The sequence below is a fragment of the Paenibacillus sp. TY11 genome, from assembly GCF_059772165.1.
The window spans coordinates 118,700-139,318 of record NZ_JCBAIQ010000003.1; the positions used below are offsets into that span (position 1 = coordinate 118,700).

General features: G+C 48.3%; 17 protein-coding genes and 1 riboswitch. Of the genes, 1 reads left to right on the forward strand and 16 read right to left on the reverse strand.

Annotation, left to right across the window (positions count from 1 at the left end; translation table 11 throughout):
- Window positions 1–666 precede the first annotated feature (666 nt).
- The 7 genes from AC6EJC_RS04800 to AC6EJC_RS04830 form a co-directional block, all read right to left on the reverse strand.
- Complete coding sequence (locus AC6EJC_RS04800) at window positions 667–1,929, reverse strand: hypothetical protein (protein WP_444952971.1); 1,263 nt, start codon at window positions 1,927–1,929, stop codon at window positions 667–669.
- Complete coding sequence (locus tag AC6EJC_RS04805; protein WP_444952972.1) at window positions 1,916–3,259, reverse strand: flippase; 1,344 nt, start codon at window positions 3,257–3,259, stop codon at window positions 1,916–1,918. The genes AC6EJC_RS04800 and AC6EJC_RS04805 overlap by 14 nt, the downstream gene beginning before the upstream one ends.
- 123 nt (window positions 3,260–3,382) lie before the next feature.
- Window positions 3,383–4,372, reverse strand: a complete 990-nt coding sequence (gmd, locus tag AC6EJC_RS04810) for a GDP-mannose 4,6-dehydratase (RefSeq protein WP_103048916.1) — start codon at window positions 4,370–4,372, stop codon at window positions 3,383–3,385.
- 20 nt (window positions 4,373–4,392) lie between these two features.
- The gene (gene fcl / locus AC6EJC_RS04815; RefSeq protein ID WP_103048917.1) at window positions 4,393–5,331 is read right to left on the reverse strand and encodes a GDP-L-fucose synthase; all 939 of its coding nucleotides are present in this window, start codon (window positions 5,329–5,331) and stop codon (window positions 4,393–4,395) included.
- A 32-nt stretch (window positions 5,332–5,363) separates the two neighbouring features.
- Window positions 5,364–6,062, reverse strand: coding sequence for a sugar transferase (locus tag AC6EJC_RS04820; protein ID WP_103048918.1), 699 nt, complete (start codon window positions 6,060–6,062; stop codon window positions 5,364–5,366).
- 77 nt (window positions 6,063–6,139) lie between these two features.
- Window positions 6,140–6,832: a CpsD/CapB family tyrosine-protein kinase gene (locus AC6EJC_RS04825; RefSeq protein WP_444952973.1), complete on the reverse strand. Its 693-nt coding sequence runs from the start codon at window positions 6,830–6,832 to the stop codon at window positions 6,140–6,142.
- A complete protein-coding gene (locus tag AC6EJC_RS04830) occupies window positions 6,813–7,562 on the reverse strand; it encodes a YveK family protein (protein WP_444952974.1) in 750 nt (249 codons plus the stop codon). Before AC6EJC_RS04830 ends, AC6EJC_RS04825 begins: the two co-directional genes overlap by 20 nt.
- 328 nt (window positions 7,563–7,890) lie before the next feature.
- Here AC6EJC_RS04830 and AC6EJC_RS04835 point away from each other — a divergent pair, with 328 nt between their 5' ends.
- Window positions 7,891–8,259: a helix-turn-helix domain-containing protein gene (locus AC6EJC_RS04835; protein ID WP_103048921.1), complete on the forward strand. Its 369-nt coding sequence runs from the start codon at window positions 7,891–7,893 to the stop codon at window positions 8,257–8,259.
- Between the two features lie 62 nt (window positions 8,260–8,321).
- Here the strand turns inward: AC6EJC_RS04835 and AC6EJC_RS04840 are convergent, their stop codons facing one another.
- The 9 genes from AC6EJC_RS04840 to AC6EJC_RS04880 all read right to left on the reverse strand — a co-directional run bounded on the left by AC6EJC_RS04840 (window position 8,322) and on the right by AC6EJC_RS04880 (window position 20,616).
- A complete protein-coding gene (locus AC6EJC_RS04840) occupies window positions 8,322–8,495 on the reverse strand; it encodes a hypothetical protein (protein ID WP_167686529.1) in 174 nt (57 codons plus the stop codon).
- Window positions 8,496–8,804: 309 nt separating this feature from the next.
- Complete coding sequence (locus tag AC6EJC_RS04845) at window positions 8,805–11,099, reverse strand: PD-(D/E)XK nuclease family protein (protein WP_444952975.1); 2,295 nt, start codon at window positions 11,097–11,099, stop codon at window positions 8,805–8,807.
- 48 nt (window positions 11,100–11,147) lie between these two features.
- Window positions 11,148–12,746, reverse strand: coding sequence for a glycosyl hydrolase (locus AC6EJC_RS04850; protein ID WP_444952976.1), 1,599 nt, complete (start codon window positions 12,744–12,746; stop codon window positions 11,148–11,150).
- Window positions 12,747–12,759: 13 nt separating this feature from the next.
- A riboswitch (cyclic di-GMP riboswitch) is annotated at window positions 12,760–12,840 on the reverse strand.
- A gap of 155 nt (window positions 12,841–12,995) precedes the next feature.
- Entirely contained in the window at window positions 12,996–14,372 is a 1,377-nt protein-coding gene (locus AC6EJC_RS04855; RefSeq protein ID WP_444952977.1) for a sugar phosphate nucleotidyltransferase, read from the reverse strand.
- A gap of 619 nt (window positions 14,373–14,991) precedes the next feature.
- The gene (locus tag AC6EJC_RS04860) at window positions 14,992–16,320 is read right to left on the reverse strand and encodes a UDP-glucose dehydrogenase family protein (protein ID WP_444952978.1); all 1,329 of its coding nucleotides are present in this window, start codon (window positions 16,318–16,320) and stop codon (window positions 14,992–14,994) included.
- A 5-nt stretch (window positions 16,321–16,325) separates the two neighbouring features.
- Entirely contained in the window at window positions 16,326–17,426 is a 1,101-nt protein-coding gene (locus AC6EJC_RS04865) for a glycosyltransferase (RefSeq protein ID WP_444952979.1), read from the reverse strand.
- A 28-nt stretch (window positions 17,427–17,454) separates the two neighbouring features.
- A complete protein-coding gene (locus AC6EJC_RS04870) occupies window positions 17,455–18,603 on the reverse strand; it encodes a glycosyltransferase family 4 protein (RefSeq protein WP_444952980.1) in 1,149 nt (382 codons plus the stop codon).
- Window positions 18,600–19,787: a glycosyltransferase family 4 protein gene (locus AC6EJC_RS04875; protein WP_444952981.1), complete on the reverse strand. Its 1,188-nt coding sequence runs from the start codon at window positions 19,785–19,787 to the stop codon at window positions 18,600–18,602. Before AC6EJC_RS04875 ends, AC6EJC_RS04870 begins: the two co-directional genes overlap by 4 nt.
- On the reverse strand, window positions 19,774–20,616 hold the full coding sequence (locus tag AC6EJC_RS04880) for a glycosyltransferase family 2 protein (RefSeq protein WP_444952982.1): 843 nt from the start codon (window positions 20,614–20,616) through the stop codon (window positions 19,774–19,776). Before AC6EJC_RS04880 ends, AC6EJC_RS04875 begins: the two co-directional genes overlap by 14 nt.
- Window positions 20,617–20,619: the final 3 nt, after the last annotated feature.

The window sequence follows — 20,619 nt, forward strand, 5'->3', positions numbered from 1 at the left end:
TTCCGATCGCTGTTGCAGTGGGATTCCTGGATATATAAAACATTCCGAGGTAAGAATCCCACTGCAAAGGCGAACGCTAGCGCTTCTTCAGATTCAAATGGACCGCTCCGCTACTGACCGCCGGGTCCATAAAGTCACCCTATTTTAAAAAAGGGAATGCTGCGCAAGAAGTGCCCCCGCTGCGCGGATATACGCGAACGGATGCATGCAGAGCGTTGACTGCGCTAACTTGTATGCTGATGCAAAAGCAGTAAACGTTTGAACAGCATGGAGCTACTACGCTGGGCTGACCACGAGGCCTTAACTATGGCTAGATTGTCGCCTACCCAGATTGTTATCCACCGAACGCTGTCATCCTGACAGAGAACTGTGCTGAGTGTGCCCTACACGGGCATGCATGCCCGACGTGAAGTTCGAGTCGATAGGGCGAAGCTATCGCCAGGCGGCTCTTACCCCCCCACCTTATGGGCTGGGGGAAATTCTTTTTGGCGGCGGTGGGTAGCGGAGGGTAAGGATTTGAATCTGGAGAAGCGTCAGCGTTCGCCTTTGACGTGGGATTCCGCCCTCTGTAGGGCTTTATTCAAACAAAGGAATCCCTCGTCAACAGCGATCGGAAGATCAAATCCGTCCCGAAGCGGACTTCCATCCACAATAGTCGCTCCAGGATTAAACCCGTCCCGAAGCGGTCTCTCCCCTCCAAACCGAATGCTCACGCTGCCTTTCCTCTGTCATCTGCATAGAAAAATGGTCTGCCCCTTTGAGCTGAGCAGCTGCCATATCCGCTACTAGAGCCACGCTCGATTCCATCGGCACAAAGCGGTATTTGTAGGCCGTGAGCCGATGGTCCGTTTCGTGAAATAAAATATCCTGGGCGTAATTCCCCCATCGGTCCTTGGGCATCAAATCAATGGTCATGCCGGCATGTGCAGAGGGCAGCAGCATATTGGAGCCGTGAATGCCGATCACTAATCGGCTGGCTGCGTATACCTCGCATACCCGCAGCTCACTTTCCCGGTCGAAGCGTGCGACGCGCTCGTCAGAAATCCATGCCGGGAAGCTGCCGGTGCGCCCAAGTCCAGCAACTGTAAAACGATGATCGGGGAAGCTTTCTCTCAGCCTGCGGAACAACCGGATGATTTTGCTGCGCTGATGATAAATTAGCGGTTTCAGCCCACGTTTGAGCTGCGGAAATTTCTGCACCGCTCTTGCAATATGATGGCTGCCGCTCCACAAGCGGTCTTCCCTCCATACGAAGGTAATGCGTGGCTCCGTCTCACGTTCCTCGTCATAACGGGAGACACCTGTAAACTGCTCAATATCAAACTGGTTGGGATGTGAATAGGCCGGGCTGACATATACCTCATCAAAACGCATCAGTTCCTCAATCATCCGATGATGTAGCACAGGATAAAAGTTTCGTGCCTTGCTGAATGGCACATCGATCGTCCAAATTTCAGACACATATGTCGGTACCATCCACTCCAGCGACTTTTGCACAATGACGATGATACCCAGGTCAGGCGATTGCTCGTATTCGCGTTGCACATTGAGCAGTTTGAGCAAAGCATGGCCATACAAATAATCCATTGTGTTGACGATGATCACGCGCGTAGAAGCTTTCATTTTATGCACGGTCATGCCGACTGCTAAATCATAGGAAGGATTCATCAACGATTGCCGCAAAGGCTCTCCGAGCCATTTTCTCGACTTCGCATCACCGGTCAGGATATAGTCAGGCATTTCTACACGATAAGGTGAATACGTGGCATGACCGACCCTCATGTCCTCGAGATATTCACGTCCGCAATCCTCACACTCAGTGCTGACACATACGTGGATTCCCTGCCACAGCACCTCTCGACCACGTACCTTACCTCCACAATGCGGGCACTGTTCCTCATGCCGAACAAACGGTTTAATGGGTATCATGATTGTTCTCTCCAACTTTCGGTACTGTAATATGAACACGCCAGAAGGTCAGGATGGACTTCATCATCCAACTCAAATTGGCTTTGACTTCCTTAAACAGCAAATCTAATAGAAATACAGATATTGTAAAGGACAAGATCGTCGCCACTAACGACCCTCGGACACCAAGCAACGGGATCAGTGCGTAATTAAAAGCGATATTCGTAACCGCACCCACTACCGAAGTCAGCAGCGTGTATTTGAACAAATTTTCATTGGTGATAAACAAGCTTTTGGCGACACTGAAGTTGGTGAAAAACAGACGAACCGCAAACAGTGACAACAGCGAACCTGCTTCAGTAAATTCTCTCCCATACAACACAACCACTACCCATTGGGATAGAAAAAATAAAGGAACCGAAGTCACAAGAAAGCATATAAACATCAGCCGATACACGTTAGACAACGTCTGTCTGTATTCGTCGCTTCCTTTCTGCTTGGAGCGGGTCACCACCGGGGCATAGGCCGTCGTTAAAACAACCGGAATGAAGCCCAGCACTTCGATGAGTCGGAGTGCAACGGAGTATTGCCCGACCGCCGCATCCCCCAACAGTTCACCGATAATGACCTGATCAATCCGTGCCTGTACATATACAGCGGAGGAGGACAAAATAAGCGGCCAGCTGTGATTCATAATTCGCCGAGCTGTCGTTAAGCGGAACGTCCACCTGTTCACACGTCGTCCTTCCTTACGGAAGAAATACAGCAGCAGCAGGCTCCCTAGCAGAAACTCTCCATGAGCACACAACGCCACCACCCATATCGGAACACCGGACAACAACAGAATGATTTTGACGGTGGAGGCGAGGACAAAGGCGGTATTCTTGGCAACGACCGTGTATTTGGACAACATCTGCGCACGGAACCAGTAGTCGATGATATCAAACAACTGAAATACCGAGGCCGTGGCCAGGATCAGATTGATCAACCGCACCGAACTGTCTTCCGGTCTGAGCAGTGAAATGAAGGAATAGGACAGTACAATGGCTACCAAAGTACCTAACAACTTCAGCAGAACCGCCGTACCCAATAGCTCGTGCTCATCCTTGGGGTCTTTGACAAGATCGCGTACTAATATAGAATCAAAGCCAAGGGTCGTGAAAATCAGAAACATCCCGAAAAAGGATTCCGCATAATTCCACTTTCCCAGTTCCTCTGGTCCCAACACTCTCGCCATGATGATGCTAACTGCCAGCCCGAACACCATGCGGATCATTTTGTCACCAAACAGCCAGGATGTATTCACCAGCAAACTTCTGCGCGGTTTGGCGCGTTTTTTGACTAATGTCATAGGTTCTACTCCATCTTGAAAAATGACCTTGCGCACAGCTTTAAAACCTGCTGATCTGTCGATGCAGCTACAATCATGTACAACGAAGAGACCCCCCGGCCAGGCGGGTGGCCTCTCCATCTTTTATACGACGACAGAAGCTTCGACCGCAGCCTGCCTTTTTACCCGCTCCAAGTCTGAATCCACCATCATATGAACAAGCTGCTCGAAGCCTACTTCCAATCCCCAGCCCAGCTTTTCTTTCGCCTTGGCACAATCGCCGAGCAATAGATCTACCTCTGCCGGACGGACAAATTCAGGATCAATCACGACGTAATCCTCATAATTTAAACCTACATGGGAAAAGGCAATTTGCAGCAGTTCGCGTACAGAATGCATTTCTCCCGTGGAAATGACGTAATCATCCGGTTGATCCTGCTGAAGCATCAGCCACATAGCCTTTACATAATCCCCTGCAAAACCCCAGTCCCGCAGCGAATCCAAATTTCCCATGCGCAGCTCCTGCTGCAACCCCAGCTTGATACGAGCTACAGCATCCGACACCTTGCGCGTTACAAATTCCAGCCCTCGGCGGGGCGATTCATGATTGAACAAAATGCCGGAGCAAGCAAACATATCAAAGCTTTCGCGGTAGTTCACTGTAATCCAATGGCCGTACACTTTGGCGACTCCGTAAGGACTACGTGGGTAAAACGGGGTCGTTTCCGTCTGCGGTGTCTCCAGCACCTTACCGAACATCTCGCTGCTTGACGCCTGATAAAAGCGCGCTTCCGGTTTGGCAATCCGAACCGCTTCCAGCATATTGGTGACGGATAGCGCTGTAATCTGCCCTGTAGCCAAGGGCTGCGGCCATGAGGCTGCTACGAAGGATTGAGCAGCCAAGTTGTAGACCTCGTCCGGGTCGGACTGACGGACGGCTTCGATCAGTGAAGCCAGATCGGTCATATCACCGGAAAGCCAGTGGATGTCATTCTGGATATGCGCTACATTTTCAAAGTTCGGTGTGCTTGTTCGTCTACGCACCCCGTACACCTCATAATCCTTGGACAGCAGCAACTCAGCCAGATAAGACCCGTCTTGTCCGGTAATCCCTGTGATCAGCGCTTTTTTCATTCCAATTCCCCCACCGTTTTTTATTGTTCAACCAGATCCAGACCTTGAAATGCCTGATACACAGACCTTAATCCCTCTTCTAATGAAATACGCGCCGACCAGCCCAGCTCGGAAATTCGGGATACATCTACCAACTTACGCGGCGTTCCGTCAGGAGCGGATGTATTAAAGGTAATTTCGCCCTCATAACCGACTACATTCTTCACTCGTTCAGCCAGCTCACGGATGGAAATATCCTCACCCACGCCGATATTTACAATCTCATTTCCCTCATAGTTGTTCATCAGGAACAGACAGGCTTCAGCCAAATCATCAGAATGAAGAAATTCTCGGCGCGGCGTACCAGAGCCCCATACTTCTACAGTCGGAGATTGATTCAGCTTGGCTTCATGAAACTTGCGGATGAGCGCAGGCAGCACATGTGAGGTCTGGAGATCGAAATTGTCGCCCGGACCGTATAAATTCGTCGGCATCACAGAAATAAAACGAGTTCCATACTGACGGTTGTAAGACTGACACATTTTAATCCCGGCAATTTTAGCAATCGCATAGGCCTCATTAGTAGGCTCCAGTTCACCCGTAAGCAGATATTCTTCCCGCAACGGCTGCGGAGCAAATTTGGGATAGATACAGGTGGAGCCGAGGAATAACAGCTTGCTTACATTCGCCCGATATGCCGCATCAATCACATTCGTTTGTATAAGCAGATTGTCACGGATAAAATCAGCAGGATATTCGTTGTTCGCCAAAATCCCACCAACCTTGGCCGCTGCCAGAAATACATAATCCACAGTTTCTGTTTCAAAAAAATGGTCTACTGCCTCTTTATTGCGTAGATCCAGCTCACGGCTTGTGCGAGTAATAATATGACGGTAACCCGCTTCCTGAAGCGCTCGGACAATAGCGGAACCCACCAGTCCGTTGTGCCCTGCTACATATATGTTGGAATGAAGATCCATACTTATCCCCTACCTTCTTCTCTGAATTGACTTTAATACGCATCCTTGGAGCCTAGCAGTACACGAAATGTTTTCAGCATAATGATCACATCCGTGCGGAAACTGCGTCTGGATATGTACTCCAAATCCAGTTCTACCATCTGGTTAAAGCTCAGATGATTACGACCGCTGATCTGCCATAGACCGGTGCAGCCCGGCGTAACCGTCAGACGCAGCTTATCCCTCACCGTGTAATCATGGACTTCTCTTGGCAATGGAGGTCTGGGTCCTACCAGACTCATCTGCCCACGCAGGACATTGAACAGTTGTGGCAGCTCGTCGATGCTCGTTCTGCGAAGAAAGCGACCCACACGGGTAATTCGGGGATCGTCCCGCATTTTGAACATCGCACCCTCAATTTCATTTTCCACCAGCAGTGCAGACAATCTGGCCTCGGCATCAGACACCATGGAACGAAATTTGATCATACGAAACGGCCGCTCATTTTTACCAATACGTACTTGATAAAATAACGCACTTCCTTTTGGGTCCTCCAGCTTAATCAGCAGAATGACAAGTAGAAATACCGGGCATAGCACGATGATTCCAATGAAAGACAGTATAATGTCCATGCTTCGCTTCACGAACGGATATACGCTCCATCCTTGCCGCCGTTCAAGCCCATGAGCGACCGAATATACATCCACTGACGCGCCCAACGCTTCGGCCTCGTTCGAGCGGGAAGAAGACACGTCTCATCACCTCGCTCCTTATTTATTAATATTATTTATTCATTGTTAAAAGAATTTTATATTCCTTTATTTTCCTCCTATTTATTCATCAGATTGCGTTCCTCCATACCACGCTCGGCGCGGGTATTCGATCGCTTCACATTATTGAGCACTACACCCAGAATGCGCGCCTTTACTCTTTCCAAATTCGCTTTCGCTTTCTTAACGACATCCTTTTTGACTTTTCCTGCCTGTACCACCAGAATGACACCATCACACATGGAACTTATAATGAGGCCATCCGGAAAGGACAGCAATGGCGGCGTATCCATCAAGATCACGTCATAATGTTCTTTTAGCTCAACCAGCAGAGCCTTCATTCTGCGGGAACTGAGCATCTCAGACGGATTGGGTGGGTTCGGTCCGGCTGTAATCGCATGCAGATGGTCAATCCCGGTTTCCTGAACCACCTCCTGCCATGCCTGTTGATTGGCAAGTACCCGTGTCAGCCCCGTATGATTACGCAAACCAAACATATGGTGCAAAGAGGAGCGGCGCAAATCCATATCCATAACCAGCACCTTTTTCCCCTCTTGCGCATAGGTTACAGCCAAATTGCTAATCGTGACCGTTCTGCCTTCACCCGCCTGAGCTGACGCCACCATCATAACCTCAATCGGCTCGTCTATAGAAGAAAACTGGATGTTTGTGCGAAGCATACGGTACTCCTCCGAAACGGAAGACTGAGCATGCAGGGATGTGACGAGCTGGTTATTGATTAATCGCGGCATATTGTCCTTCACCTACCTGTTTAGGAGTTGTAGTAGAGCTGTCGGAGCGTCTATCTTCTTTTTTCATTTTCGTAATCAGGGATAGGGTAGGCAGGCCGAGTTCTTTTTCAATATCCTCTTCATTCTTAAATGTATCATCCAGTACCTCCAGCAAAAACGCCAAGCCTATTCCCAACAATAAAGAGGTGGCAAAAGCAATAAATATCTGTATAGCGGGATTACTGTTCACGGGAACTGCTGGATCATTCAGACTGGCTTCGCTTAGAATGGTGACATTGTCCATTTTCATGATAGAGGGGATTTGTCGTTTGAATACTTTGGCTACCGCATTGACGGTTTTCACAGCCTTCGTATACGATAAGTCGCGGATCGTTACATCCATGACCTGTGAATCACCTGCGGTGTTCACTCTTAATTTTTGCGCCAAAGCTGTCGGAGTGACCTTGAGATCGGGGAAGCTGGCGACGACCTGATCCATAATTGCCGAGGAAATCATAATTTGCTTATAGGAGTTCGTTAAGGCTATATTCGTTTGAACCACACTGTAATCGACGACACCTGCATGATCCGGTCGCGGCGTCTGGTTGATAATGAGCTTTGCGGTCGCTTCATAAACCTGCGGGGTAAAATATACATTTTTTATGCCCACAACAGTACACACCAGCAGTACGATGCTACCAATCAACCACATTCTTTTTCGGATCAAACGGATGTACTCTTTTAACTGCACAAGACCAGTCCTCCCTGAATGACTTGTTTTCGATGCAATAACGCTTGTACTGATCCTCTGCATAACGGGGAAAAGAACGATGCATGACCCTCTAATCTATAGTAAAATGTTGTATAATAGCGCATAGAAGGTCTAGCCAGCGAATAAGCACAAAATGCTCAATCATCGGTGGCCTCTTAGGGTATATAAACGAAGACATAAGTGAAAACTACGAAATACAGATACGTTATGTAACTTACATAACTAATTTATGATACAATTCGTATCTTGTCAAGCATAAAATTGCTTTTTTTACCTTTCTTAACCTTGCATTCAGGAGGAAAAACAGATGAATTATGGGACCCGCATCGCTGAATTACGAGAACATAAGGGATTAAAACAAGAGGAACTAGCTCAATCCCTCGGAATTACGCGGGCGGCTCTATCTCACTATGAAAAAAATCGGCGCAAGCCAGACTTTGAGACCCTGACCAAGCTCGCCGATATTTTCGGGGTAACCATTGATTACTTAGTGGGACGTACGAGCCACCCGGCTGCAATATTAGATTCAGATGTGAGGGAATTTGTGGACCAGCTTGAACTGTCCGACGAAGATATTCTGCAACGTTTCAACCTGACCATTGACGGACGCACCTTATCTGAGGAAGAAGCCAAACGTTTTATCGCGTTTGTCCGAATGGAACGAATGATGGAATAAAGAAAGCGATCGGCTGCTTTACGTCTCTCTCAAGTAGGACCGGCAACTGGAATTTGCACGCATTATCCTTCCCGGCACTTGGTTTCGTCAGCGTCGCTCTCTAGCCATTCTGGCGTCGTGATACCACATTGGAGCAAAATGTCCCGGATGTCCAGGTGGATGGCAGCTTTGTCTGCTTTCCGTGCGTTGTTTCGAAGAAGAGGGCTGTTCACCCCTAATTCTGTCTCCTTGTTCATTCAGCACTAACCTCACTTTATTATTCTTGGTCACCGGAAAGAGATTTCCCACAAACCATGTATGTATAGTCATGAACAAAACTATTATATATGAATACATACCTGCAATGTTGTCGTCTTATGACGAGAATAAAAAAGGATTTTCTTATTTTTTTCTCCATTATACGTAAAGAATTGGCAAATCAGAACGATTTACAAATAAAAAAGAACCTCTCAGGTCCTATTTTCTCCTGATAGGTTCTTTTTTGTTTTATTCCGAAATGATGTTAGATATTCGTTTGCTAGGGTCCTATATGCATTCCGGTGTGATTAAGCGACCTCGGCTGCCTGGGAAACCTGAGTGCCTCCGGTCGCCCGGACTTTGTAGACGTAGTGACCTCCGGCTTTTACCGTGCGGTCCGTATATGTGCTTCCCGCTACTTGCGAGGCAATCACCTGATAGGCCCCGTCTGTCTCATCAGCACGCAGCACATCATAGGAAGATACGCCTTCTGCCTGAAGCCAATTAATCTCTACCGCCCCATCCTGAACAGAGGCAGCCTTCACCCCTGTTGGGGCTGAAGCTGCGGCCTGATCTGTACTTTTTAATTCCAAAATATATTGCACCGATTCGCCGGGACCCAGTTTTTCTTCAAAATCGAGGGCAGGAGAAGCCTTGAGTCCTGATATGGAACGCTGTGCCTGACTGTAGGTGGAGCCAGCTCCAAAACGTTCACCTGTGTACAAACCGGCTTTTGGCATCATCACCCGTACACGAATTGTCTGCGTGGTGGATTCGAAATTCACTAGATTCACCAGCAGTTTGTCCGAAGTAGCGCCGCTACCCGCCAGCGGTTTAAGCTTGGACGTATCCACCGCACGAACATAGACCATCTTATCCTTGGTATCCTCTGGATTCAGCACAGTATAAGTCAGAGGTTTACCATGGGTGGCATAGGCCAGACTCAAGCGTCTCATGATCTTAACGCGGGTGTCCTGTCCTTGCCCGAACGGATAGATTTCTGTATTTGCCGGGTTGTGACTTTGCAGATCAAAGCCCGTTTTAAACAGCGTATAATCCTTATAAAAAGCAGCGTGCTGGATAAACATATCGGCAAACCCGATTTGCGAACGCATAATCCGGTCGAATGCGGCTGCTTGTGGCTGACTAGCCCCGTAATCAGGATTGTCCCGATGCGTATCGTTGGTACCGAACTCCGTGTTCAGCATCTTCTTCGCCAATCCGTTGCTCGAACCGCCGAAGGTTTTCAAATTTTGGACGAAGCTGCCTCCGCCCTCTTCATTATACGATTCACCATAGGCGTGTCCGTTGGTCAGGTCGGTAACTTCCTCCAGCTGTTTACGCTGCTCTGGGTCCCGTTCCCATCCATCCGGGTCACCGCATTTTTGCGTACCTCCGGTTTGATTTTTGCACGCCTTGGTGGAGTACGTCGGCCAGTAGGCCCAGCCCGGCGCTACGGTTTTGAGATGCGGTGCCAATTGCTTGCCTTCCGTATTCAACCAGTTGGCCACAGCCAGGTTCACCGCCTTGGAGCGGTTAAACAATCCAGGTTCGTTATCTACTTCATAATATTGAAGGTATGAACCGTATTTTTTTACATAATCGCGCAACTTTTGCTTGGCCGTCTCTGGCAAAGAACCATCTTTTTGCAGCTTAATATCACCTGTATATAAATACAAAGCAGACGATTGCATATTATACTGCTTTAACGTTTGATAGTAATCATCCACGTCTGTACATGCCTTGCCCACATTACTGGCACAGGTGACCCTCATGACGTTGCCACTATAAGCAATTCCCAGCCATTTGAGAACGTATGGTAAATGCTTAACTGCACCCTGATCATAATAAAATTCTTTATTGTTCACATTCGTTCCAGTCAGTATATATTTACCATGTACCGGTTCGGTTGCAGGTGAAGCTAACGTCTCCAAGCTCAAGTCATCCCAAGTCCACCACACATTTTTATCTTCTGCAGAGGAGCAGTATAGGCAGCGCGCTGTCTTTAGCTTGAGTACGTTAACACCGCTTTGCAATTGCTCTTTGGGTATATACAGCTCGTAGTTGTTTTTGAAATTATAAGTACTCCCAGTGCCGGATACCCCGGCAATCTGAATAATACCGGACAGCTGTTGATTTGAAAATACAGCCATTTGCGGGACCGCTTTGCCCGCATCCAAAATCCGAACACGGAATATCATACCATTGGGAGGAATCTGATTCAGCTTATACTGGAGTGTCAGTTCAGGATTCGTGGACGCATTCAAACCTGGAGGAATATCTTCACTGCTAAGCAATACCGGAACTGTTGTATTCTCTGCTACCGACAACGCTGACAATGTTTCTTTAGCAGACGATTCGGTAGAGGCAGCTGCTGCAGAAATATCGATATTATCCCTACCGACCACACCTTTGAATTCCGCTGAAGAGTCATCCCTCTGGCCCAGCTTCCATACTGGACTGGCGGCCGCTACTTTATCCGTCTGCAATTCTGCACTTCTTGAAGGCGTGTATATAAACCAAGCGATCATCGCTATAGCTACGACCGCTAGTAGTCCGGATAATACTGCCGTATACCTATGGGTCAACCATTTTTTTATCATATGATTCACTCTCTCTCCTCAAATTTTTTGACCGGGAAAGAGTATCTATCAAGGAAGAAACAAAGCGTTTCCGGGAATTACCGCTTTCGCTTCATGCTGACTTTCCCACATTAGACGTGCCATCGCGTCGCCATTTTCATCATAGTATTCCACTTTTAGATCTACCATTTTGCCTGCTTCCAAAGTAATACTGCCTTTACGCTCTGTCCAGCTTTGTTTGAACCAGCTGTCAATAACCAACTTGCCGTCTACCCATACGCGAATACCATCATCGGATATCGTTGTGAACGTATAGGTCTCACTATATTGCGGTTTGATTTTACCCGTCCAGCGAACCGAGAACTGATCGGCATTCACCTTTGGATCAGCTGCAATGGCGCGCCAGTTGTAGTCCAGCTTGCTATCTGTACGGATCAAAACAGGACTACCATTCAAATTCATATTGTTAAAATATTCGCCACGCAGCCCGTTCGTGTATACCACATCAGGAACGGAAGGAGGAGTCGGAGCTGGGGGCAGGTTCACTTCTGGCGCTGGGATCGGATCATTTTGTCCCGCGTCCGGTACAGTCGGTGACTCTGTCACAGGTTGTTGAATTGCTGCCAACCCATTCTTCACATCATCCCGCGTCAAACTCTTCGAATCATTCATATAATCCTGAATTTGATTTGTTGTGTTATTCTCGGTCAGCATCTTGCCCCAAGTCATGGAATATACCCATTTAGGCTGAGCCTGCAACACCTCAGAACTAGGCATCTCACCGTGCTCCCCAATGGCAATCGGCTTATTCCCTGCCAATCCGAGCAGACCTTCGTAATGACTTTGCTTAAAATCATTGTTGTAAATGTCTACTGCCAAGATGTCCACTTTGTCATTCCCCGGGTATTTCGGGGTATACGGGAAAGTGTAGGAATTGGGAGCATTCGGACTCCATACCCACAGCAGATTGTTCAATTGATGTGTGTTTGTAAAACGGTCGTACATGATATTCCATAGCTGATTGAAATTGTTTTTGTTTCCCCACCAGAACCAGTCGCCATTCATTTCGTGGTAAGGTCTCCATAAAACCGGAACCCCAGCATCATGAAGCTGCTTTAACGATACAGCGACCTCATCCAGATCGGCAATGAGGAGGTTATACTGCGTAGTGCCTGGCGTCACGTATTTATTGAACTCCGTCTGACTCACTTTTGCTTGCACATTGGCCCAAGTCAGTGGCCTACCCGGCAGCGCTTCATGAAAAGTCATCGTCACAATGCCACCGGATCTGCTCCAACGGATAGCGCTATCGACGACATTTTTACGTTGTGCTGCTTCCGTAGCGGCAGTTTGACCGGAGATGGCTCCCATCTCATAGCCGTGCACACCCACATACGCCTGACTGATTTTTTGGACCTTGTTACTTAATTCATCCGGACTTTCCAAATAATCATGCTGACCAGTGACTATTTTTTTCCCAGAGATGTTGAGCAAATAATTGTATAGTTCACGGGCCTGAGTAGAGGCGTCCGAATTAACAGGTTGTAATGTAGCAGCATTCGCCACGGACAGAGAATCACCAAAACCGACGGGCAACAAAGAAAAAAGCATAACAACGGGGAGTACATGACGTATCAGTCGATACAGAGGAATAAAATTGAATCTCACTTTCGCTCTTCCTTTCGGTAGCCAGGCTGCCATCCTTACGGAAGGCCCTTTAGCTTTGCGTACCTGCCTTTCGACAGGGCTGCCTTTATCGTTGGAAGGAGTTTGGATTCCTTCTTACCCTAAGTATCGACTTTCTTTTACCAAAATTTAATAGGTCTTGTTCATGAATTTACAGATTTTCGCCCAATTTCGACAGTTTGGACTATGAATTTTCATCAATTCGTCTTTTTTTCATTTTTACGAAAATAATTAGGAGATAAATTGGTGACGGGAAATTTCATTCCAATCCATACAAAAGCGGACAATATCTTCTTCAACCAACTCAGAGCCAGTCTGCACCTCAATCAAATCCACATCGGTCACAGCCAAAATGCTATGCTTCGTCCCTTCAGGGATGCGGACAACATCACCAGCCTTCACTTTGTGCAGCTTCTCATTCAAAATAATTTCCGCTTCACCGCTAATAATGGTCCAGATTTCACTCCGTTTGAAATGAAGCTGGTAGCTGATATTTTTGCCTTTCCGTACGCGGATTCGTTTGGTCAGTACCTCGTTGCCCTCGTCATACTTTACATAGTCCACAACCCGATACTGCCCCCAACGACGTTCTTCATACATTGGACGCTGATCATGAGCCTTGAGCACTTCCTTGATGCGAGGACTTTCTGCCTTATTGGTCACAAGGATGCCATCCGGGCTAGCAGCTACAATCAGATCATTCGTTCCGATGATCGCCACGGGAATGTCCAACTCGTTAATAAGACTCGTATTGACACAATCCTCCGTTACTACACCTCTGCCCACTTGCTGATGAGACATTTCTTCTGTGAGCGTATTCCAGGTGCCCAAATCCTTCCAAAAGCCATCATACGGAAGAACTACGATGTCCTTCTCCTTCTCGACTACTTCGTAGTCAAAACTGATTTTTTCCAGAGATGCGTATTGCTTTTGCATTTCTTCATAATTCAGCGGCAAGCCCTTGGATGCCAAGATATCAAGCAAATAGCTTAATTTGAATGCAAAAACCCCGCAGTTCCATAGAGCATTGCGTTCCATTAGACGCTCCGCCTGCTCCCGGTCGGGTTTCTCTTGAAAATGGCTCACTTCGCGGTAGCCTGTGCTACCTTGGGTGGCATCGTTTTTTGGAATAATGTAACCATATTTCTCAGAAGGATAGGAAGGGACGACCCCGATTAATGCAAGCTTACCTTCACTCTCCTGAAGCGTATGTTCCAGCTGGGCTACTGAAGCAAAGAAAGCATCCTCTACATAAGGGTCTACAGGCAATATAGCAATGATTTCATCAGGCGAAACACCAGCAATGGAATATAGATAAGTCGCTGTCAGCGCAATCGCAGGAAAGGTATCTCTACGTTCTGGCTCAACAATGATGCGCGTATTCGGTCCGACCTGACTCTGGATCATTTCGACCTGTGCTCTCCCTGTTGCAATAAACGAGGATTCTGATAATCCGTTGTCTCCTAATTGTCTCCATACCCGCTGTACCATAGATTCCGAATTACCCTCCGGGCTCTCCAGTACCTTCAAAAATTGCTTAGAACGGGAATCGTTGGACAAAGGCCATAATCTTTTACCGGAACCACCAGACAAAAGTACGAGCTTCATAACTCTCCACTTCCTCTCTATATTGGTTGGATGATCTTTCTGATGATGAGTTGACTACCCGTTACGGTATGAATTTAATCTTACGATCGCTGTTGGACCGGGATTCACTCAATTATATGAAGTCATAAAAGGTTTGAATCCCGGTAAGCTTATGCTTCCGATGCGAGCTTTCCTTTGGAAAGCTTTCAGGCGAACGCTCCGCTTCCCCAGATTCAAATCCATCCCTGCGCTACTCAAAAATGCATCATGCCGATCATACCGTTTATTGCAAAAGGCACGACCGGACATTATTAAGTCCGGTCAGCCTGTAAAGATGCGTGCGCGGCGTATCCGCCTGGAGCTTTGATCGGAAGGAGCGGCTTCAACCGTGCCGCTCCTTCCGATCTGCCCTTCTACTCCCCCCATAAGGTGGGAGTTTAAAAACTGTGACTCCACGGCGAAAAGCAGCGGAGCGGTCCATTTGAATCTGGAGAAGCGCTAGCGTTCGCCTTTGCAGTGGGATTCTTACCTTGGAATGTTTTACATAATCCAAAGAATCCCGCTGCAACAGCGATCGGAAGATCGAATGGAACGCGCAGCGCCTCCAACACCGCCACAGTCACTTTTTAATCTGTCACTTTTAAGCCTCAACCTTATCTCTGTTCCACCCGCTCATCCGCGGACGACCCACGGAGTAGTATTCCAGCCCGGAGCTTTGAATCTGATCCTCCGTGAATACATTACGACCGTCAATCAGAACAGGTTTGTGCAACAGGGAAGCCAGTTGTACAAGGTCGACTTTTTTGAATTCTTCCCAATCGGTTAGCAGGCACACAGCGTCGCTTCCTTCGGCGGCTTGCTGCGGAGAGGAGCACCATACAATATTCGGGTGATCCACGCGCTCCTTGAATTTATCCATCGCAATTGGATCATACAGCTTCACAATAGCACCTGCCTGAATGAGCGTTTCTACGATTTCCAGTGCTGGAGCTTCGCGGATGTCATCTGTATTTGGCTTGAAGGCGAGGCCCCAAATGCCAATCGACACGCCGTTCAGCTGACCCAGCGATTCTCGCAGCTTGGATACAATCATGAAGCGCTGGTCGGTATTCACCTCGACCACCGATTTCAACAACTTAAATTCATAGTCCACATTACCCGCAATTTGGATGAGCGCATTCGTATCTTTCGGAAAGCAAGAGCCACCGTACCCGATCCCTGCTTGCAGGAAAGAGGAGCCAATCCGTTTGTCCATGCCCATACCGTCAGCCACGCAGGTGACGTCTGCGCCAACCTTTTCACAAATATTAGCAATTTCATTAATGAATGAAATTTTGGTTGCCAGAAATGCGTTGGATGCATATTTGATCATTTCAGCACTGCGGATATCCGTCACATAGATTTTATCCGTGAACACCTGATGCAGGGTAACCATCGTTTCACGCAGCCCTGCGTTGTCCAAACCAATAATGACGCGATCCGGGTGAAGCGTATCGTTGATGGCTGAGCCCTCTCTCAGAAATTCCGGTGCAGATACGATGTCGAAGGACAAATTCGTATGGTGGGCCACTACGTCCTTGATCTTTTCGTTCGTTCCGACAGGCACGGTACTCTTGGTCATAATAATCTTATACCCGTTCATGGCTTTCCCGACATCAGCGGCAGCCTGTTCGATGTAAGACAAATTCGCCTCGCCGTTAGCCAGAGAAGGCGTACCTACCGCCAAAATTACGATATCCGAGCGTCGTACCGCATCGGTCAAATCCGAAGTGAACTCCAAACGGCCAGCTTCCAGATTCAGCGCGATTAATTCCTCAATACCCGGTTCATAAATCGGAGATTCCGCCCGATTCAACATGTCGATTTTGTGCTGCTCCAGATCGACACAAATCACCTCATTACCTTTATGCGCAAAACACACACCCGAGACGAGCCCAACGTATCCAGTACCGATTACAGCCAGCTTCATTCCATTCATCCTCCTTTTAGAAAGTTCACATAGGCTTGTTCTACATACTTTTTCAATTGATCCTTGAACGTATCTTCATCAAATTTGCGGGCATGGGTAATGATATCGTCCACATTCCATGCATGTTGCTCGACCTTTGCGACTGCCTCCAGCACATCCTCTACTTGATGCTTGCGGAAAAATACGCCGTTCACATGAGGAACAATCGTATCCAGCGCTCCCCCACCCTGAAAAGCGATGACAGGCCGCCCGGCCGCATTCGCCTCCAAAGGCGTAATACCAAAGTCCTCTTCACCCGGAAAAACGAGCGCCCGGCATTCTGCCATCAGCTTGTTAACCTCTCCGTCCTCAAGCCTGCCGAGGAACTCAATGTTCGGGGCAGCCATGCCTTCGAGTCTTTTACGATCCGGCCCTTCACCGACAATGAGCAGCTTGAGACCGTTGCGTTTGAATGCCTCGATCGCAAGATCAATGCGCTTGTAGGACACCAATCGGGATACGATCAGATAATAATCACCGATGCTTGTAGCGCGTTTAAAACGGGATGTATTAATAGGAGGGAAAATGACATCCGCATCCCTTTGGTAATAGTGCAAAATTCTTCGTTTAACAACCGAAGAGTTGGCGACAAACTGGTCTACGTTGCGAGAAGTTTTGGCATCCCATGTTTTCAACCGGTTCATGTACAGCTTTAGCATGCTTTTGAGCAGGTTGGATTTGGACTGCCGGGCCATATATGTATCGTAATCCCAGGCAAACCGCATCGGTGTATGACAGTAACAAATGTGAAACGTATGTTTGGGTACCTGGATGCTTTTCATAAATGCGCTGCTGGAGCTTAAAACAATGTCGAAATCCCTAAAATCAAAATCACGGATAGCGATGGGATACAGCGGCAGCACTCCTTTGAAATTGGCCTTCACTCCCGGGACGTTCTGTAACCAGGTAGCTCTAATATCCGCATCCTTCAAGTTGCTCGACAGGCGGTCGTCGCTGAACACCGTTGTGAAGATGGGAGCCTCCGGATACATATCGTGGAATACCTCTACTACCCTTTCCGCTCCGCCCATTTGGATTAAGTAATCGTGTGCTATCGCTATTTTCATCTGAATCATCCTTTAACGCGAATGTCGGTCAGACTCCTGCCAACAAACCCTTATAGTAATGAACTATATCCTTAACTGTGTTCTCGATGACAAAATGCTTCTTGACCCGTTCCATGCCTTTCTCACCCATCTGCTGACGTTCCTGTGGATGCTCCAGCATCCAGCGGATGGCTTCTTCCAGCTTGGCTGGGTCACCCGGTTCAATGAGCAGCCCGGTTTCATTGGGTACCACCGTTTCCTTGGGTCCACCCTCATTTGAAGCGATCACTGGCAGACCCGCAGCCATGCCCTCAATAATGACCTGACCAAATGGTTCCGGTGTAATGGAGGTATGAATTAGCAAATCACAACGCTGCATCAAACCTTGAATGTCATCGACGTGTCCCAGAAGATTGACGTTAGCCAACCCGTATTCGCGCATCGTGGATTCCAATCGTTGTTTGTATTCCTCTTCTCCGAACAACGCATCTCCAGCCAGCCAGAATTTCACTCGCTGATCCGGTAAAAAGGAGCGTGCCGCTTCCAGTAAAATATGTTGCCCCTTCCATTCCGCCAGTCTGCCGACCAATACGACGTTAAACGAGTCATCGCCACGTAAATGCGCAGCCGTATCACGAGCCGTAATCGCTTTGGCAAAAGCGGAATAGACGACGAGCGTCTTTTTGTCCGGGGGTAATTCCAACGCACTCAGCGTGGATTTGGAATTGGCTATCACTCCGTTGGGCAAAAAGCGGGACATCAGCCGAATCCCTTTCGCTACAATCGGCTTCAGATACGGCGGACCGATGTGGTCACGGATATGCCAGATCAACGGCAGCTTCGCCGATTTGGCGGCTACTGCACCATACAGTGCGGACTTAAGCGAGTTCGTGTGAACGCACACGACCTTTTCCTCACGCAGCAAGGGTGCAAGTTTTCTACCGTAAGCCAGCAATCGAAAGGCTGCTGCAGGCGCACCTAGATTAACGGCGTTCCGTCCCCGATTGCGAATCGAATCGTCCAGTGGAAGGATGCGCACATCAATATCACGCTGCCGAAGCCGATCCGCCAAATCGCCCTCCTCTGCCAAAATAACGAGCGGGTCGATATGTTCACCGATGTTCGTCAGTATGTTATACAAAGCGACTTCGCCGCCGCTCCATCTTGCCGTGTGGTCAATATAAGCTACTCTCATCATTTCGCCGCCACCTTTCTGTCAAGGACCTGTCGGAACACCTCTTCCACCTGCTCCGCTACATGTCCCCATGTATATCTGCTCAGGACATGGTCCCGGCATTCCCTTGCATTTGGTAGAAGTTCACGATGATCCAGCACACGCAGCAACCCTTCAGCAATGGCATCACTGTCCGTTCCCTGGAACAAAAGCTCGGGACGGAATCCTCTTAAAATTTCCTTGTTACCCCCCACAGGAGTGGCCAGCACCGGCAGTCCCGAGGCCATCGCCTCCACCGTGATCAGACCGAAACCCTCCAGCGCCTGTGTTGGTACAACGAACAAATTAGATGCTTGATGGTACAGTGGAAGTTCCTCATCTGACACATAACCCAATAGCCTTACATGGTTATGAAGATTGTATTCCGCCACCTTGGAAGCCAATTCCTCCATCAAGGGACCCTTCCCTCCAATCAGCAGCAAATGATCAGGATGACGCTCGGTTACCCGTCGCCATGCTTCGAGCAGCTGTAACAGTCCCATTCGGTTAACAAGACGACGGACGGTCAGCACAATTGTCGCATTCTGTGGCAAATTCAGCCGTTCCCGCACCGTTCCCCGATCTTCTGCCGGATGGAACCTTTCTACATTCGCCGCGCCTGGAATAATATGAATTTTGCTGAGTGGAACCTTATAGTGCTCATGCAAAATATCCCGAAAGGTTTCGCTCAGCACTATAAATTTATCCGCCAGACCGTAGGCCTTCATTTCAATGGATTTGGCCAACGTCGTTTTTAGGAAATGCTTAATGCCCTGTCCTTCAATCTTCATTTCCTCCGTCCACGGTCCGTGGAAGGTGGTAACTACCGGGATCCCTCTTTTTTTCGCCTCCAGCGCCGGTCCGACACCATAGGGAGCAAAATGGGAATACAATACATCCATAGGTTGCTTGTCGAACAGCTCTGCTGCATATTTTTGCATCAGCTCTCGGCGCTTCCAGATGGATTGCTGCTTGCTGCCAATCGAATGAATCCGAATACGGTCGGGCGCCTGCGGCTGCTCGTCACTACAGATTAGAGCATCCAGCGTATTGCGCTCTAACGTAAGCTGCTCACAGATGGATTTGAAATATGTGTTGAGACCTCCTGGCTGCAAGGACGGCCAGCTAAGGCCCGTTGCCGCAATACGAAATCCGTTATTGTACGACATAGCTGGTTTCTCCTTTCTGCTCGGTCTGTCCATCATCCACGATTTCTATCTTTTTTCGCCGCCGCTTGGTTAGCTCATAATGCTTGAAGCAGACGAGAAACTCATACATTACCCAGAAAACCGCTACGGCAAAACCCGCCAATCCCTTGCGGTATAAGCCTTGGACAAAATACTTCTGCACAAAGCGGGCAGGAGGCCGCCACAACAGTCTGGTAATCCGAAAGGATCTCCCTTTGTTAAATGCCGTCTCTGCTTCCAGGTCCGTATATTTGTTAAAACGGGTCATATGATCACTGATGCTGCGGAAGCCGTAGTGCCATAACACGCCCTCCAGATTGACAATCTGGGAAGAGGCTACATCCGGCATTTCATGAACAAGACTATTCGTAATGCCATAAATACGCCGATTGTACAAACGAACCAGGTATTCGCCTTTGTTCATCCATTTGCCAAGAAAATCGCCAATCCGAAACACGGAATATGCTTTGGCCGGATCGTGGAGCGTTTCCTTTACTTTCAGCAAGTCTCCAAGCAACTCTGCATCCACTACTTCGTCCGTATCAATCAGGAATATCCAATCAAATTCCGCTTTTTCAACACCAAACATGCGCTGCTTGGCATAACCGGGCCACGGGTTGGAAAACACCCGACAACCCAATGATTCAGCTACCTGAATCGTATTGTCCTTGCTCCCTCCGTCAATGACGACGATATCGTCCGCAAAGGGCTTGCAGGATTTAATGGCGGCTGTAATTCGAGTGCCATCATCCTGAGCGATAATAACTACGGATATCCGGTTGTCCGCGGGAACGCTAGACATGTGGTTCATTAG

Bases quoted from the DNA above. Each gene is read 5' to 3' on its own strand.
- AC6EJC_RS04860 (WP_444952978.1), bottom strand. From the start codon at position 16,320: ATGAAGCTGGCTGTAATCGGTACTGGATACGTTGGGCTCGTCTCGGGT.
- gmd (WP_103048916.1), bottom strand. From the start codon at position 4,372: ATGAAAAAAGCGCTGATCACAGGGATTACCGGACAAGACGGGTCTTAT.
- AC6EJC_RS04865 (WP_444952979.1), bottom strand. From the start codon at position 17,426: ATGAAAATAGCGATAGCACACGATTACTTAATCCAAATGGGCGGAGCG.
- AC6EJC_RS04835 (WP_103048921.1), top strand. From the start codon at position 7,891: ATGAATTATGGGACCCGCATCGCTGAATTACGAGAACATAAGGGATTA.
- AC6EJC_RS04845 (WP_444952975.1), bottom strand. From the start codon at position 11,099: ATGATAAAAAAATGGTTGACCCATAGGTATACGGCAGTATTATCCGGA.
- AC6EJC_RS04875 (WP_444952981.1), bottom strand. From the start codon at position 19,787: ATGTCGTACAATAACGGATTTCGTATTGCGGCAACGGGCCTTAGCTGG.
- AC6EJC_RS04880 (WP_444952982.1), bottom strand. From the start codon at position 20,616: ATGAACCACATGTCTAGCGTTCCCGCGGACAACCGGATATCCGTAGTT.
- fcl (WP_103048917.1), bottom strand. From the start codon at position 5,331: ATGGATCTTCATTCCAACATATATGTAGCAGGGCACAACGGACTGGTG.
- AC6EJC_RS04855 (WP_444952977.1), bottom strand. From the start codon at position 14,372: ATGAAGCTCGTACTTTTGTCTGGTGGTTCCGGTAAAAGATTATGGCCT.
- AC6EJC_RS04805 (WP_444952972.1), bottom strand. From the start codon at position 3,259: ATGACATTAGTCAAAAAACGCGCCAAACCGCGCAGAAGTTTGCTGGTG.
- AC6EJC_RS04800 (WP_444952971.1), bottom strand. From the start codon at position 1,929: ATGATACCCATTAAACCGTTTGTTCGGCATGAGGAACAGTGCCCGCAT.
- AC6EJC_RS04870 (WP_444952980.1), bottom strand. From the start codon at position 18,603: ATGATGAGAGTAGCTTATATTGACCACACGGCAAGATGGAGCGGCGGC.
- AC6EJC_RS04840 (WP_167686529.1), bottom strand. From the start codon at position 8,495: ATGAACAAGGAGACAGAATTAGGGGTGAACAGCCCTCTTCTTCGAAAC.
- AC6EJC_RS04825 (WP_444952973.1), bottom strand. From the start codon at position 6,832: ATGCCGCGATTAATCAATAACCAGCTCGTCACATCCCTGCATGCTCAG.